Genomic DNA, 15375 nt, shown 5'->3' with positions numbered 1-15375 from the left:
GCACCCGCTCCACCGTGAACGATGGGTCCGGCACCCCCGGACGTACTTGAATTTCGAATCCGTACCCAATTGCTACCCCGTTGACGCAGAAACTGGGTTCCGTGCAAACGGGGAGTGGTTCATGCGCGCACCGCGCAGCTACATCGTGCGAATCTATCGTCGCGGATTCCGGACCTTGTCCGGAGTCATCGAGGACACCCGCACGAACACGCAACAGCCGTTCGGTGACATCGACGAGCTTATTGCCGTAATGCGCACGCCCGATTCGCGCGCACCACCCCCCGGGCGCCGAGAAAAGGTCCGTTCAACGAAGTAACACCGAAGGAGGGCATATGAAATTCTCACACTTTCTCATTATGGCCGTCACCATGGCATTGGGTGTTTCGAGCTTCTCGGCACAGGCGGAGAAGCGCGAGCAGACGTCAGTCAAGACCAATCAACGTTCGGTTGCCAAGTCAACCGTAACCATCGGCGATGTGCCGAATCACGAAGTTTTTCAGGAAACACTGATTTCCTCCATAAAGTATTCGAATCCCGACTTCAAGGTCAGCGAGGAATGGGTGTACTCCCAGACTGACCAAGTCGACGGAAGCGGAACACATCGATGCTATTGGATCGATTTCCATCATGGCGGCGAGCAGACCTACGGCACTTGCGAAGGCGCCCATAAGACGGTCGCCAAGGACGATGGAAGCTGGCTGTCAACCTGGGAAGGAAAATACCGGTACCTCGGCGGCACTGGAAAATTCAAGAACATCAAGGGCACCGGCACCTACAAGGGAAAGGTCGGGTCGAAAGAGCCGTTTATCGAAGAGGCTCGGGAGCAGATCGAGTTTTGAGGTCGAACTGCATCGGGCGTCGCGTGCGCCCGTTTCACACTCGCCTTCCTGCTGGCCGGAAGTACGTCCAGTTAACGAAGCAAATCCATGTTGAGGACATCATGAGAATCCAATCACTACTCATAGCGGCCACCACCGTCGTTCTATGCGTTTCGGGCTACTCTGCTCTGGCCGAGAAGCGCGAACTGACGTTCGTGAAAACCTCGACGCAAACCATGGCCAAAAGCGCCACTGCGCTTTCGGAATCCCCGAACCACGAGATCACCCAGGAAGTCATGCATCAACACATCAAATACTCCAATCCTGATTTTCAGGTGGATGAGGAGTGGGTGTACGTGCAGGCGGATTCTGTCGACGGCAGTGGCCCGCACAAAGGCTATTTCACCTTCGTTCATACCGGCGGGGAGCGAACCTACGGCAGCTTTGAAGGCAGTCACAAAACCGTCGTCAAGGACGACGGAAGCTGGCTCACCACCTGGGAAGGCAAGGTCCGCCACCTTGGCGGTACGGGCAAATACAAAAACATCAAAGGCACTGGCACCTACAAGGGCAAGGTAGGCGCGAAAGAGCCGTTCTACGAGGAGGGCCGGGATCAGATCGAGTTCTGACTTGGAAGGGCGGTGCGGGACGGATTGGACAGCACGTTGCAACGCATACCGCCCACTTCAGAGAAATTAACAGTCCCGGCCATTGCCTCGACGGTCTACTCGCCCAACACGACATCCAACACGGAGGCTGAACGGGTGCCGGGGATTGGCCGGTTGTCGGCGGCGTGATAGGTAAAAACCGCTGCAAATTTGGTCAGCCCGGTGCGATTCTGTCCGGCGGCATGCAGCAGGCGGCAATGAAAGAACAACACGTCGCCTTCATCCAGTTCCGCAGCAACTCTGGCCTGCAGGATTTTGCGATTTTCCTCGCGGTCGGTGCGGAAGAAAAAATCGTCGTCATATTGCTCGCGGCGCAGTTCCATGAGGTGCGAGCCGGGCACCAGCCACAGGCAGCCGTTTTCTTCGTGCTCGGGGCCGAGCGCCAGCCACACCGATATCAGTTCGGGCTTCTGGAACGACCAGTAGCGGATGTCCTGATGCCATCCGGTAGCACTGCTGAAAGCCGGATTCTTGGTCATGACGCAATTATGGTGCGCCTGCGACAACTTTAGCTGCGGTCCGAGCAGCCGGCGCAGGCGGTTCGCAAGTTCCGGTGATGTCGCCCATTCCTTATAGAGGGCATCGCGCGCGCAGGCCTGCAGCAGCCGGCGCACCGTCCGGCCACCGGGAGCGTCCAGCGACGCCGGCGCACCGGGATACCTGACCTGGGCTTCGTATTCCAGCGGTTGGGTCTCCGCAGCCAGGTGGCGCAACGCCAGCGCCTTCATGGCTTCGCACGAGGCCTGCGGGACAAGGCCGCGAGCGATCACGAAACCATCGCGGGCGAACTGATCGAGTTCTGCGGATGAAAAACCGTTCAAGGGATGGACTGCGAAAGCGGAAGCTAAGCTCGGATTTTACCGGGAACCGGTGTGTCGTTATCGAGGAACATCAGCGAAAGGAATCCCGGTGCCAATCACAAGTCACCAATTACCAATCACTGCACCGCGCTAGCGGTGCGCCGCGTTGAACTGCTCCAGTGCGGCACTGCCGGGACAGAGTTCGTTCTCGCCGAGCCGGTTGAAAGGAGCCTCCACGGTGCCCAAGTGCGCATGCAGATCTTCCGGATCCGGATCGACGTGCAACACGCCCGTCACGATTTCACCGGCGGCCTTGCGCTCCTGCAGATAATTCATCGCTGCGATGCGGTCGTGGACGTCGTATTCGGCGGCAAGCTTGCGCAATTTGAGTACCGAGCCGTCGTGCTGCGTGACTTCCTCCACTTCGCCCGGCGCATAGTCCGCGGTGATCGTCTCGCGCGGCAGCATCACGTCGAGCTGGTTGACGGCTTCGTTGTGCTCGCGCACGTAATCGAAGCTCTTGGTCGAGCCGGCATGGTTGTTGAAAGCCACGCACGGTGATATGCAATCGATAAACGCCGCCCCGCGGTGCAGGATCGCGCCCTTGATCAGCGGCACCAGTTGCGCCTTGTCACCCGAGAAGCTGCGCGCTACGTAAGTTGCGCCCAGCTCCAATGCCAGCAAGACCAAGTCGATCGCGGCATCGGTATTCATTGCGCCCTTCTTGCTCTTCGAGCCGCGGTCCGAAGTCGCCGAGAACTGGCCTTTCGTCAGCCCGTACACGCCGTTGTTCTCGACTATATAGACCATGTTCACGCCGCGGCGCACGCTGTGCGCGAACTGACCGAGCCCGATCGAGGCGGAATCGCCGTCGCCCGATACGCCCAGGTAAATCAGCTCGCGGTTTGCCAGGTTGGCGCCGGTCAGCACGGAAGGCATCCGGCCGTGCACGCTGTTGAATCCATGCGAGCTGCTGAGAAAATAAGTCGGGGTCTTCGACGAGCAGCCGATGCCGGACATCTTGGCGATACGATGGGGCGGCAGGTCGAGCTCGAAACAGGCCTGGATGATCGCGGCGCTGATCGAGTCGTGGCCGCAACCGGCACACAATGTCGAGACCGCTCCCTCATAGTCGCGCCGGGTGAATCCGAGTTTGTTGGCCGGAAGTTGGGGATGATGAAGCTTCGGCTTGGCGATGTAGGTCATGGAGGCATCCTGGTTAATGGCGTATCGCTCATGGCGATACTTTGCGCATCGGCGTCACCTTGAGTGCGGCCGCGTCTTCGGCGATTTCCTTGATGATGAAGCGGGCGGTGATCGGCGTGCCGTCGTAGTGCAGCACCGGCGTGAGTTTGGCCGGATCGATCCCGCATTCGTTGACCAGCAGCATGCGCAACTGCGAATCGCGGTTCTGTTCGACCACGAACACATGGTCGTGCTCGGCGATAAAATCGGCGACTTCGTCCTGGAAGGGAAACGCGCGCACCCGCATGGCATCGAAATGCAGGCCCTGCTGTTCCAGGGTATCGAGCGCCTCGTGCATCGCCGGGCTTGTGGAACCGTAATAGATCACGCCGAGCCGGCTGGATTGCAACCCTGGGCGAAGCACCGGTTTCGGGATCAGGTCCTTGGCCGACTCGAACTTGCGCAGCAACCGCTGCATGTTGTCGAGGTAGTCCGGACCGGCCTCGCTGTAGCGCGCATACCGGTCTTTGGTGGTGCCGCGCGTGAAGAACGAGCCGCGCGAAGGATGCGTGCCCGGATAGGTGCGGTAGGTGATGCCGTCACCGTCGACATCCAGATAGCGCCCGAACTCCGTGCCCGACTCGAGCTCGTCGAAGGTTGCCACCTTGCCGCGGTCGTAGCGGCGCGCATCGGCCCAGGCGAGCGGCCGGCTCAGTCGGTCATTCATGCCGATGTCCAGGTCCAGCATCACGAATACCGGCGTCTGCAATCGCTCGGCGATATCGAATGCGTCGGCCGCGAAATCGAAACTTTCAGCCGGGTCTTCGGGAAACAGCAGCACATGCTTGGTATCGCCGTGCGAGGCATAGGCGCAGGCCAGCAAGTCGGCCTGTTGCGTGCGGGTCGGCATGCCGGTCGAAGGCCCGCCGCGCTGCACGTCGAAGATCACCGCAGGAATCTCGGCGAAGTAGGCCAGCCCGATGAACTCCTGCATCAGCGAGATGCCGGGGCCGGATGTGCAGGTGAAGGCCCGCGCGCCGTTCCAGCTGGCGCCGATCACTAGACCGATGGAAGCGAGTTCGTCCTCGGCCTGGATCACCGCATATCGATTGTTGCCGGACGCATCCTTGCGATAAGTACGGCAATGCCGCGCGAACGCTTCCGCCAGGCTCGAGGACGGCGTGATCGGATACCACGCGGCCACGGTCGCGCCGCCGTAGACGCAACCCAGCGCGGCTGCACTGTTGCCATCGATGAAAATGCTGTCGCCGACTGCAGAGGCACGACGCACGCTCAGGCCGATCGGGCATTCGAAATGCGTCTTCGCGTAGTCGCGCCCCAGACGCAGCGCCTGGATGTTCGGCGCGATCAGTTTGTCCTTGCCCTTGAACTGCTCGCCGATCAGCTTCTCGATTTCCGCGATATCCATCTCCAGCAGCGCCGCCAGGGCGCCGACATAGATGATGTTGCGGAACAGCTGGCGCTGGCGCGGATCGGAATACTCGCGGTTGCAGATCTCGGTCAGCGGCACGCCGATGACGCGCACGTCGTCGCGGAATTTCGATTTCGGCAGCGGCTTCGTCGAGTCGTAGAAGAGGTATCCGCCCGGATCGATGCCGAGTACATCCTTGTCCCAGGTCTGCGGATTCATCGCCACCATCAGGTCGACGCCGCCGCGCGCACCGAGATAGCCCGCCTCGGAAACCCGCACTTCGTACCAGGTTGGCAAGCCCTGGATGTTGGACGGAAAGATATTGCGCGGGCTGACCGGCACGCCCATGCGCAGGATCGACTTGGCGAAAAGCTGGTTGGCCGACGCCGAGCCGGAGCCGTTGATGTTCGCGAACTTGACGACGAAGTCGTTTATTTTGGGTTGCGACATGCCGGTCCCGCGTACGTGACTTCCAGAAGGAATTTGCGCATGTCCCATGCGCCGGTCGGGCAGCGCTCGGCGCACAATCCGCAGTGCAGGCAGACATCCTCGTCCTTGGCCATGATGCGGCCGGTCTTGAGCAAGTCCGATATGTACAAATCCTGCGACACGACCTCCGCCGGCGCATTCAGCCGTCCGCGCAATTCCTTTTCCTCGCCGTTCGCGGTGAAGGTGATGCAGTCCATCGGACAGATGTCCACGCAGGCGTCGCATTCGATGCATAGCGGCGGCGAGAACACGGTCTGCACGTCGCAGTTCAGGCAGCGTTGCGCCTCGGCAAAAGCCATCTTCGCGTCGAACCCGAGCTCGACTTCGACCTTGATGCTCTTCAGCGCAATGACCTGGTCCTTGAGCGGCACCTTATGGCGCAGGTCGCTCGAGATATCGTTGTCGTAACTCCACTCGTGGATGCCCATCTTCTGGCTGACGAGGTTCACCAGCGGCCCGGGCCGCGTGCGTACGTCCTCGCCGTTGCAGAACTTGTCGATCGAAATCGCCGCATCGTGCCCGTGGGCCACCGCCCAGATGATGTTCTTCGGGCCGAATGCCGCGTCGCCGCCGAAGAACACTTTGGGCTGGGTGGACTGGAAGGAGGTCTCGTCGACCACGGGCATGCCGGATCGGTCGAAATTGACGCCGGCGTCGCGCTCGATCCACGGGAACGAGTTCTCCTGGCCGACGGCGATCAACACGTCGTCGCAGTCGAAGCGCTGATCGGGTTCGCCGGTGGGCACCAGTTGCCGGCGCCCCTGGTCGTCGAACACCGCTTCGACTTTCCCGAAGGTCATGCCCGTGAGCCTGCCATTGCGGTGCTCGAAGGCCTTCGGTACCAGAAAGTTCAGGATCGGGATGCCTTCGTGCGCCGCATCCTCCTTCTCCCACGGGCTGGCTTTCATTTCGTTGAAACCGCTGCGCACGATGACTTTGACATCTTCGCCACCGAGGCGCCGGGAGGTGCGGCAGCAGTCCATCGCCGTATTGCCGCCGCCGAGCACGATTACGCGCCGGCCGATCGACTCGACGTGGCCGAAAGACACCGACGAAAGCCAGTCGATGCCGATGTTGATGTTCTTCGCCGCTTCCTTGCGGCCGGGAATGTCCAGGTCGCGGCCGCGCGGCGCACCCGAGCCGACGAAGACAGCGTCGAAACCCTGGGACAGCAGTTTCTTCATGCTGTCGATGCGCACACTGCCGCGGAATTCGACACCGATGTCGAGCACGTAACCGACCTCTTCGTCGATCACTTCCTCGGGCAGGCGGAAGCGCGGAATCTGCGTGCGGATCATGCCGCCGGCTTTCGGATCCTGATCGAAGACCACGATTTCGTAACCGAGCGGCGCAAGATCGCGAGCCACTGTCAGCGACGCGGGTCCGGCACCGATGCAGGCCACCCGCTTGCCATTCTTCCGTGCGGGGGCTTTCGGTAACTGCGAGCGGATGTCGCCCTTGTTGTCGGCTGCGACGCGCTTGAGGCGGCAGATCGCGACGGGCTCGGGCTTGGCCTGGTTGTGCTCCTCGACCCTTCCGCGCCGACAGGCCGGTTCGCACGGACGGTCGCATGTGCGGCCGAGAATGCCGGGGAAGACGTTGGACTTCCAGTTGACCATGTAGGCGTCGCTGTGACGTCCTGCGGCGATCATCCTGATGTATTCGGGAACGGGGGTATGGGCGGGACACGCCCACTGACAATCCACGACTTTGTGGAAATAGTCGGGTGCCGCGATATCGGTGGGCTTCAAAAAGTGCTCCTCCCGTTGGGCGCTTGCCTGCGAATTGTTATTGCCCGCCGGATCCGATCAGGTCGGAGCTCATTCGAAAAGCGGGTTCTTGGCTGCCCAATTTTGCGTAGTGTAACCCGTTGTAACCCTGTAGTTAACAGGTGTCGTTCTAATCCAGAACATGCGACACCAGCCCGTCGGCCAGTTTGGGCTCGAACCAGGTCGATTTCGGCGGCATCACCTCGCCGACGTCCGCCACCGCCATCAGGTCTTCCATGCGCGTCGGGAACATCGAGAATGCCGCCGCCATTTCACCGCTGTCGACCCGCTTCTCCAGTTCCGCCAGGCCGCGAATGCCGCCGATAAAATCGATGCGCTTGTCGCGCCGCGGATCGGTGATGCCGAGCAACGGCGCCAGCAGGCGGTCGGCCAGCAGGCTGACATCGAGCCGCTCGACCGGGTCATGCGTCGGAATCAGCGAGGGGTGGACATTCAATCGAACCCACTGGCCGGACAGATACAGGCCGAACTCGCCCGGCTTCGCCGGCGTCACTGCGCCAGAAGCGGCATGCAGCGCGAAGCTCCGGCCGATCTTCGACAGGAATTCCTGCGGGCTGAGCCCGTTCAGGACGGTTACTGCGCGGTTATACGGCAGGATACGCATCTGATGATGCGGAAACGCAACAGCCAGGAAAAAATTGTAGCTCTTCGTACCGGCATGCTCTGGATCGGCGGCGCGGCGCGACGCAGCGACACGCGACGCCGCGGCCGAGCGGTGATGGCCATCGGCGATGTAGAGCGCCGGCATGGCATCGAATGCCTGCGTCAATCTGTCCAGAGTGGTCGCGTCTTCGATCCGCCACAGGCTGTGGCGCACACCGGTGTCCGCCGTGACATCGGCGACAGGCTCGCGGCTCGTGACTTGCGCAAGCAATGCATCCACGTCCGGTGCATTCGGATAGGCCAGCAGCACCGGCCCGGTCTGTGCGTTCAGCGCCTCGATCTGCCGAACACGGTCGTCTTCCTTGTCCGGCCGGGTGAACTCGTGCTTGCGGATACGGTTACTGTCGTAGTCGGCAACCGAGGCCACCGCCACCACACCGGTCTGAGCATGACCATCCATGATCAACCGGTAGGCGTAGTAACAAGGCCGGCGGTCGCGCTCCAGTACCTTCTGCGCAAGCATGCGCTGGAGATTTTCCGCGGCCATTGCATACACCTGAGGCGCGTGCGGGTCGGTGCCGGGGGGAAGATCGATCTCCGGTTTGGAGATATGCAGGAAGCTCCAGGGTTTGCCCGCCGCGCGGGCTCGCGCTTCTTCGGTGGAAAGGACGTCGTAAGGTGGTGCGGCGACATCGGCGGCGCGTCCCGGTGCGGGCCGCAGACCGGTAAAAGGGCGAATCAGGTGCAAGTAGTAAGTCCTTTCCAGGAAAACAAAACGACCTGCCACGATAAGCAGGCCGCCCATACACGAAAGCCTGACGGGCAGCTGTAAAACCCGAACGTCAAATTCAGAGTCTCAGATTTTCGATCTTGTCCTTTCAATGCCGTTCGGGACCTTCAACACCCTGCCGAAAGCGGATCATCCATGCTTGAATACGATGGTCTTGGTATGCGAAAACTCGTGCAGCGCCTCGATGCCTTTTTCCCTGCCGTGGCCGCTCTTCTTCACACCGCCGAAGGGCAGTTCGATGCCGCCGCCCGCGCCGTAACCGTTCACGAAGACCTGGCCGCAACGCATCTTCTTCGCCACCCGCATCTGCCTTCCGCCGTCGCGCGTCCAGATGCCGGCCACCAGCCCAAACTCCGTCGAATTGGCCAGCTTCACCGCATCCGCTTCGTCCTCGAAGGGAATGATCGACAGCACCGGACCGAACACTTCGTCGCAAGCCAGCGCATTGTCGCGCGGCACCGGGCCGAACAGCACCGGCGCAACATAGAAACCGCCGGCCGGCACGCCATCGGCGAGTTGCGCCTCGGCGAGCACCGGGATGCCGTCCTTCCTGGCCTGATCGATGAAGCCGTGCACCCGCTTCTTCTGATTGGCTGAAATGAGCGGGCCGCAATCCAGGTCCATCGCGTGGCTGCCAACGCGCAATTGCCTGAAACGCACGATGACCTGCGCGACGAATTTGTCGTAGATGGATTTCTGCACCAGCACGCGGCTGCCCGCCGAGCAGGTCTGGCCGCCGTTCTGAACGATGGCGTTGACCACGACCGGAACCGCCGCATCGAAGTCGGCATCCTCGAATACGATCTGTGGCGATTTGCCGCCCAGTTCCAGGGTGCATCCGATATGGTTCTCGGCCGCCGCCTTCTGCACCAGCGTGCCGACTTCCGGCGAGCCGGTGAAGGACAGGAAATCGATGCCGGGATGGCTGGCAAGCGCGGCGCCGGCTTCTTCGCCAATGCCGGTGACGACGTTCAGAGTGCCGGGCGGAAAGCCGACTTCCTGCGCGAGCTGTGCCATCCTGACCGGCGTAACGCAGGCATCTTCGGCCGGTTTCATGACCACCGCGTTGCCCATCGCCAATGCCGGCGCCAGGCTGCGGCCGAACATCTGCGCCGGATAATTCCAGGGGATGATGTGGCCGGTCACGCCTTTGGGTTCGTGCAGGATGGTGACCATGTAGCCGTCGAGGAACGGGATGGTGTCGCCGTGATACTTGTCGGCCGCGCCGCCGTAGAACTCGAAATAGCGTGCGGCCGCCGTGATATCGGCACTCGCCTGTTTCATCGGCTTGCCGCAATCCCGCGCTTCGAGCTGGGAAAGTTCTTCGTGGTGGGCGAGGATGGCCTCGCCGAGCTTCGTCATCAGGCGGCCGCGCTCGACGGCCGTCATCTTCCCCCAGGCGCCTTCCTCAAAGGCATGGCGCGCGGCCTTGACCGCCGCATCGACGTCCGCTTTCGACCCGCGCGCAATTTTGGCAAAGGCCTGACCGTCGCTGGGGCTCACCATGTCGACCGTGCGGCCGTCGGAAGCGGGCTGCCATTTGCCGCCGATCAGGTTCTGGTAAGTCGTTGCCGTGTCCTCGACGATCTTTCTTGCTGTGGATGCACTCATCTTTATCGTTCCCGGGTTTTCACTGACTCGGCCGCAATTCTAGCAACCGGCGTGCGACCTTGCTCTCATGGGTGGATATAGACGAATCCTTCCTTGGCCTGCAGCCAGGCGATTTCCGCCACGCCAGAAGGCACGATCTGGACTTTATCGATCAGATCCTTCTTCGTCAGCTTCAGCGCATTCATGCTGTTCTGGCAGATGCGGAATTCCACGCCTTTGGCGGCGAGCTGATCGACCCACTCGGCGTAAGGCCGCCCGCCGGCATCCTGCGCGCCGAACGTGAAGGCCCGCACTCCGGTCGACAATGCCACCACGACGATCTTCACCCCCGGATCCGCCGCGAGATGATTGTTGATGTTGTTCATCGCCAGCGTTGCCAGCCTGTCGTCCGGCAGGTGATAAACGGTCTTGATAACATCGTCGGCGCGTACCGCGAGCGGCCCCGTCAGCAATGCGGCGGCGAGCAATGTCGCCAGCAGCGTCAGCAGATATTTCATTCTCATGAGCTGTCTCCTAGATTGATGGCCGGTTTAAAGCATGCCCAGCCGGTTGAGGTCGGCGCGCAACTGATGCGGGTCGCGAAAATGCAACGCATGCATGCCAGCATGCCGGCCGGCTTCGACGTTGCGCGGGCTGTCGTCGATGAACACCGTGCGTGCAGGCTCCAGCCGGCAGCGCTCGATGGTCAGCGCGAAAATACGCGGATCGGGCTTCGCCAGCCCGACTTCGCCTGACACCACGATGTCCTCGAACCATTTCAGGAATTCGAAGCGGCGGCGCGCGATCGGGAAGGTTTCGGCCGACCAGTTGGTCAGCGCATGCAGCCGATGCCCCTTCCTGCGCAGTTCGCCGAGGATTTCGACGCTGCCGGAGATCTCGTCGCGCAACATCTTTTCCCAGCCGTCCCTCCACAACGCGATCATGCCGGCGTGATCCGGATGGACGGCGACGCGCTCGGCGACCGCCTGGTCGAAGGTCTTCCCGGCGTCGATCTCCAGGTTCCACCAAGGCGGCGCAATCTCGGCCAGAAAGTGCTCCATGGCCTTTTCGTCGCCGTTGAAAAGCGGCTGGTACAGATAGCGGGGATTCCAGTCGACCAATACCGCGCCAAGATCGAACAAAATCGTGTCGAACAACACCGTATCCATTCTTCAGCGTTTCTTCTTCCAGGCTTCGTATTCGGCGCGCATCGGCTCGTTCGGCGGGTAGGTGCCGGCAATCGTCGCGCCGGCCTGTACTTTCTCCAGCACGAAAGCTTCCAGTTCTTCCATCTCCATCCCGCCTTGCGCAACTTGTTCCACCACGTGACGCGGAATGCAGACCACGCCTTCTTCGTCGCCGACCATGATGTCGCCCGGCATCACCAGCACCTCGGCGCACCCCACCGGTACGTTAACGTCGACCGCAAGATGCCGGTGGACGTGGGCCGTGGCGGCCATGTTCTTCGCGAATACCGGAAACCCCAGCTTCTGGATCGACGCGTAGTCGCGCATTGCGCCGTCGGTCACGGCTCCGGCGGCACCGCGCGCCTGCAGGCGCGACATCAGAATCTCCCCGGCGGCGGCGGAAGTATCGATGTTGCGGCAATCCAGCACCAGCACCTGGCCGGGCAGGATTTCATCGATCGCCTTGCGCTGCGGGTAGCCCGGTTTGCCGATCGCCTCGAAGGTGGCGAGGTCCTCGCGGGCGGGCACGAAACGCACCGTCACCGCCTCGCCCGCCATGCGCAACGCCGGGTTCAGCGGCCTGACGCCATTGAGGTAGGTATTGCGGAAGCCGAGCTTGAACAACTGGGAAGTCAGGGTCGCGGTGGAAATGCGCCTCAGTTGGTCGAGAATCTGCGGCGCGACGGGAGCGGGTTTCATTGTCGGTTCCTGCATTGATCGGGAACCGTATCCTACTACGCTATCAAACCCATTCACCGCGGAGGACGCGGAGGAAAAGCGGAAACGAAGGAAGGTGAATAGGGAATGAATTGTAGTAGAGGGTTTATCTGCGAATTTGCGCCGCCAAAATTTCCCTGCGATGGAACTTTAACCAAAGGATTTGTCCCCAGAATCTCCTTGTTCTTGCCTTTCCTCTGCGCCCTCTGCGTCTTAAGGTGAAACACTCAAGGGAACACTTGGAGCTGAAGCTGCTGCGGTGAAAGAGTCCTGTTTTTGGTGCGCCGCCGGCGCTAGTCGTAGACGACGAGTTGTTTGCCGCGGGTTTCCGGCAGCAGCGCTACCGCGATGATCACCACGACGAAAGCGGATCCCGCGAATATTCCGATCGCCCGGCCGAGCGGCATGCTGGTGCTGAGGAATCCGACCAGCGCGGGAAACAGCGCGCCGATGCCGCGTCCGAAATTGTAGGCGAAGCCCTGTCCGGAGCCGCGCACCCGGCTGGGGAAGAGTTCGGTGAAATAGGCGCCGACGCCGCTGAAATTCCCCGATACGAAAAATCCCAGGGGGAACCCGAGCACCAGCATCTGCGCATCGCTGATCGGAACCAGCGTATACGTCACGGCGGTCGCCGCCGAGCAAACGGCGAACAGGAAGAAAGTATTGCGCCGGCCGATGCGGTCCGACAACCAGGCAGCCGTCAGATAGCCGACGAACGCGCCGGATATGATCACCGCGAGGTATCCCCCGGTACCGATCACCGACAGCCCGCGCACCGTTTTCAGATAGGTCGGCAGCCAGATGGTCACCGCATAGTAGCCGCCCTGCATGCCGGTCGCCATCAGACTGGTCAGCACCGTGATGCGCAGCAACTGCGGCGAGAAGATTTCGAGGAAGTTCGTGCGCTGCGCGCCGGCGCGCGCCAGCGTGGCGGTGAACACTTCGGGATCTCTCACGTGACGGCGGATGTAGAAGATCAGCAGCGCCGGCGCCAGCCCGGTCCAGAACAGGGCACGCCAGGCGATGTCGTCGGGCAGCAGCGTGAAAAACACCGCGAACATCAGCGCCGCTGCGCCCCAGCCGACGGCCCAGCCGCTCTGCACCGTGCCCACCGCCTTGCCGCGGTGCTCCGCTCGGATGATCTCGCCGATCATCACCGAGCCCACCGCCCATTCTCCGCCGAAGCCCAGGCCCTGCAGGCTGCGCACCACCAGCAGTTGCTCGAAGGATTGGGTAAAGCCGCACAGGAAGGTGAAACAGGCAAACCAGGCGATGGTGATCTGCAGAACACGCACCCGGCCGAAACGGTCGGACAGTGCGCCGGCGATCCAGCCGCCCAGCGCCGACATCAGCAGCGCAGAGGTGGCGATCAATCCGGCCTGTCCTTTGCTCATGCCCCACGCAGCAATCAGGGCAGGAATGACAAAGGTGTAGATCATGAAGTCGAACGCATCGACCGACCATCCGCCATAGGCGGCGATCAGCGTCTTTTTTTCCTGCCCTGACAGTTCCCGGATCCACGCGAACATGCCGCCCCCGATGTCTGCAACCGCCTCTAGTAAAAGCCCTTTGCGCCGAGCCCTTCCGGCTCTGCCCGTTCAGCGCAATCCGCTTTGAAGCTTGCCGATTTCGATCTGATTGATGGTGGGCGGCAGCTTGATGGCCAGGGCCTCGAGATAGGAGCGCTCCATATCCTGCGCCTTGCGATTGCGCATCGCGCCGATCAGACTCGGGCGGATGTCCGCCAGCGGGCGTGTCGCCGCGGGCTTCCTGTCCAGCAGCTTGATGAGATGCCAGCCGGCCGCGGATTTGACCGGCGGGCTCACCTCGCCTTTGTTCATTCCGGGCACTGCCCGGCGGATCTCCGGAACCATCTGCTCTTCGCTGACCCAGCCGAGTTCGCCGCCCTTTTCCGCGCTTTCCTTGTGCGCGGAGTTTTCCTTCGCAAGTTTCGCGAAATCGGCTCCCGACTTGCCGAGCTTGCCGCTCAGTTCGCCGATCCTCTTCTTGGCTTCCTCGGCCTTGGCCTTGTCGGTGCCGTCGGCCGCCGGCAGGAAAATCTGCGCCAGTAGATACTGGGCCGGAGCGAGCAGTTGCGCCTTGTTCGACTCGTAGAACTGCTTGATCTCGTCTTCGGATGGATAACCGTCGCCCGGCAGCGCGACGTTGCTCACGAAGGAACTCACGATAACCTGGTCACGCGCCCTTTCGATCAGCGGCTGCAGTTCCTGGCGCTTGTCCCAGCCCTTCTGCTTGGCTTCATTCAGCACCGCCTTGCGCATCAGCTCGCTGCGCACCAGGCGTTCGAGCGCCGCCGCATCGGTGGCGAGCTGGCGCCGCGCGTCCGGCGGCTGGGCATCGAGGATTGCCTTCAGCTCGGAACTGTGCAATTCGACATCACCCATTTTTCCCACCAGGTCCTCCGCGGCGGCGGCAGAACACAGCAACAGGCCGATCAGCAGCACCGGCAGGCGAATGGTTTCAGACATGATTACTCCCCACAAACGGACTCAGGAACGAATAGGACACTGGCGGCCTGCAAGCGTTTCCGGATGAGGTTCCCGGCGGGGTATGGGAGGTGTGACTCGGAATTCTCTTGCCTCGGAGGGGTGAGGCGCAAGGGGCATCCCGCGAACACACCAGCCGCGAGTTGCGGTTTCCGAAACTGGATCGGCCGCCGGGCCAGCCTCGCCGGCCCGGCTTGCCGAAAATCAACAGAAGAAGGTTACTTGAGGTGGCCGGCGACGAGCTTGGTCATCTCGAACATCGATACCGTCTTCTTGCCACCGAAGACTTCCTTGAGCTTGTCATCGGCGTTGATGTTGCGTCGGTTCTTGCTGTCCTGCAGGTCGTTCTTCTTGATGTAGGCCCACAGTTTTTTGGTGACTTCGGTGCGCGGTAGCGGGGTGCCGCCGATCACTGCGGCGAGCGACGCGCTGGGCGTCATCGCTTTCATGAAAGCCGCATTCGGCTTGCGCTTGGCTCCGGATGCCTTCTTCTTCGGGGCCTTCTTCGCGGGCTTCTTCGCAGCAGCCTTCTTCGCAGGTTTCTTCGCAGCAGCCTTCTTCGGCGCGGCTTTCTTGGCTTTCTTCACAGGTTTCTTCGCAGCGGTCTTCTTCTTTGCGGCCATCGTGGTGCCTCCAATTTGAGTTTGCACGTAACTGAATTTGCGTTGCCTTGCCAGAAGCAAAGGCACGGCGAGCAGAGAATGCCGAGAGGAGAGTGCGTTGTCAATCGGAGAATGCACGTTTTTCATAGGGGAGCCGCTCGCAAATGCGACGCGCGCGTCTCGGTTCGCCGCGACCG

General features: G+C 61.6%; 15 protein-coding genes. 3 read left to right on the top strand and 12 right to left on the bottom strand.

The genetic code is table 11. From position 1 onward, the window contains the following. The first annotated feature begins 121 nt into the window (after positions 1–121). The 3 genes from HY067_20600 to HY067_20590 all read left to right on the top strand — a co-directional run bounded on the left by HY067_20600 (position 122) and on the right by HY067_20590 (position 1447). Complete coding sequence (locus tag HY067_20600) at positions 122–316, top strand: hypothetical protein (GenBank protein ID MBI3530353.1); 195 nt, start codon at positions 122–124, stop codon at positions 314–316. Positions 317–332: 16 nt separating this feature from the next. Next, on the top strand, positions 333–839 hold the full coding sequence (locus HY067_20595; GenBank protein MBI3530352.1) for a hypothetical protein: 507 nt from the start codon (positions 333–335) through the stop codon (positions 837–839). Positions 840–940: 101 nt separating this feature from the next. Then, on the top strand, positions 941–1447 hold the full coding sequence (locus HY067_20590; protein ID MBI3530351.1) for a hypothetical protein: 507 nt from the start codon (positions 941–943) through the stop codon (positions 1445–1447). A 95-nt stretch (positions 1448–1542) separates the two neighbouring features. Here HY067_20590 and HY067_20585 read toward each other — a convergent pair whose 3' ends face one another. The 12 genes from HY067_20585 to HY067_20530 form a co-directional block, all read right to left on the bottom strand. Further along, positions 1543–2307, bottom strand: coding sequence for a phytanoyl-CoA dioxygenase family protein (locus HY067_20585; protein MBI3530350.1), 765 nt, complete (start codon positions 2305–2307; stop codon positions 1543–1545). 129 nt (positions 2308–2436) lie between these two features. Next, positions 2437–3492 (bottom strand): 2-oxoacid:ferredoxin oxidoreductase subunit beta, encoded by a 1056-nt coding sequence (locus tag HY067_20580; protein ID MBI3530349.1) that lies wholly within the window; start codon positions 3490–3492, stop codon positions 2437–2439. Positions 3493–3520: 28 nt separating this feature from the next. Further along, entirely contained in the window at positions 3521–5353 is a 1833-nt protein-coding gene (locus HY067_20575; GenBank protein ID MBI3530348.1) for a 2-oxoacid:acceptor oxidoreductase subunit alpha, read from the bottom strand. Beyond that, positions 5335–7143 (bottom strand): FAD-dependent oxidoreductase, encoded by a 1809-nt coding sequence (locus HY067_20570; GenBank protein MBI3530347.1) that lies wholly within the window; start codon positions 7141–7143, stop codon positions 5335–5337. Before HY067_20570 ends, HY067_20575 begins: the two co-directional genes overlap by 19 nt. 148 nt (positions 7144–7291) lie before the next feature. Continuing rightward, positions 7292–8533 (bottom strand): DUF1015 domain-containing protein, encoded by a 1242-nt coding sequence (locus HY067_20565; protein MBI3530346.1) that lies wholly within the window; start codon positions 8531–8533, stop codon positions 7292–7294. A gap of 171 nt (positions 8534–8704) precedes the next feature. Then, a complete protein-coding gene (locus HY067_20560) occupies positions 8705–10186 on the bottom strand; it encodes an aldehyde dehydrogenase family protein (GenBank protein MBI3530345.1) in 1482 nt (493 codons plus the stop codon). Positions 10187–10251: 65 nt separating this feature from the next. Continuing rightward, a complete protein-coding gene (locus tag HY067_20555) occupies positions 10252–10689 on the bottom strand; it encodes a DsrE family protein (protein ID MBI3530344.1) in 438 nt (145 codons plus the stop codon). Between the two features lie 27 nt (positions 10690–10716). Then, entirely contained in the window at positions 10717–11334 is a 618-nt protein-coding gene (locus tag HY067_20550) for an HAD family phosphatase (GenBank protein ID MBI3530343.1), read from the bottom strand. 3 nt (positions 11335–11337) lie between these two features. Further along, positions 11338–12051, bottom strand: coding sequence for a ribonuclease activity regulator RraA (locus tag HY067_20545; GenBank protein ID MBI3530342.1), 714 nt, complete (start codon positions 12049–12051; stop codon positions 11338–11340). Between the two features lie 311 nt (positions 12052–12362). Next, on the bottom strand, positions 12363–13598 hold the full coding sequence (locus HY067_20540; protein MBI3530341.1) for an MFS transporter: 1236 nt from the start codon (positions 13596–13598) through the stop codon (positions 12363–12365). Positions 13599–13667: 69 nt separating this feature from the next. Continuing rightward, positions 13668–14558 carry a peptidyl-prolyl cis-trans isomerase gene (locus HY067_20535; protein MBI3530340.1) on the bottom strand — a complete coding sequence of 297 codons (891 nt, stop codon included), beginning with the start codon at positions 14556–14558 and terminating at the stop codon, positions 13668–13670. A gap of 236 nt (positions 14559–14794) precedes the next feature. Beyond that, the gene (locus tag HY067_20530; GenBank protein ID MBI3530339.1) at positions 14795–15199 is read right to left on the bottom strand and encodes a hypothetical protein; all 405 of its coding nucleotides are present in this window, start codon (positions 15197–15199) and stop codon (positions 14795–14797) included. Between the last annotated feature and the right edge of the window lie 176 nt (positions 15200–15375).

The sequence above is a fragment of the Betaproteobacteria bacterium genome (genome assembly GCA_016194905.1).
GTDB lineage: Bacteria > Pseudomonadota > Gammaproteobacteria > Burkholderiales > JACQAP01 > JACQAP01.
Note: the sequence above shows the minus strand (reverse complement) of the source record. Positions and strands in the feature narration are given on the sequence as shown.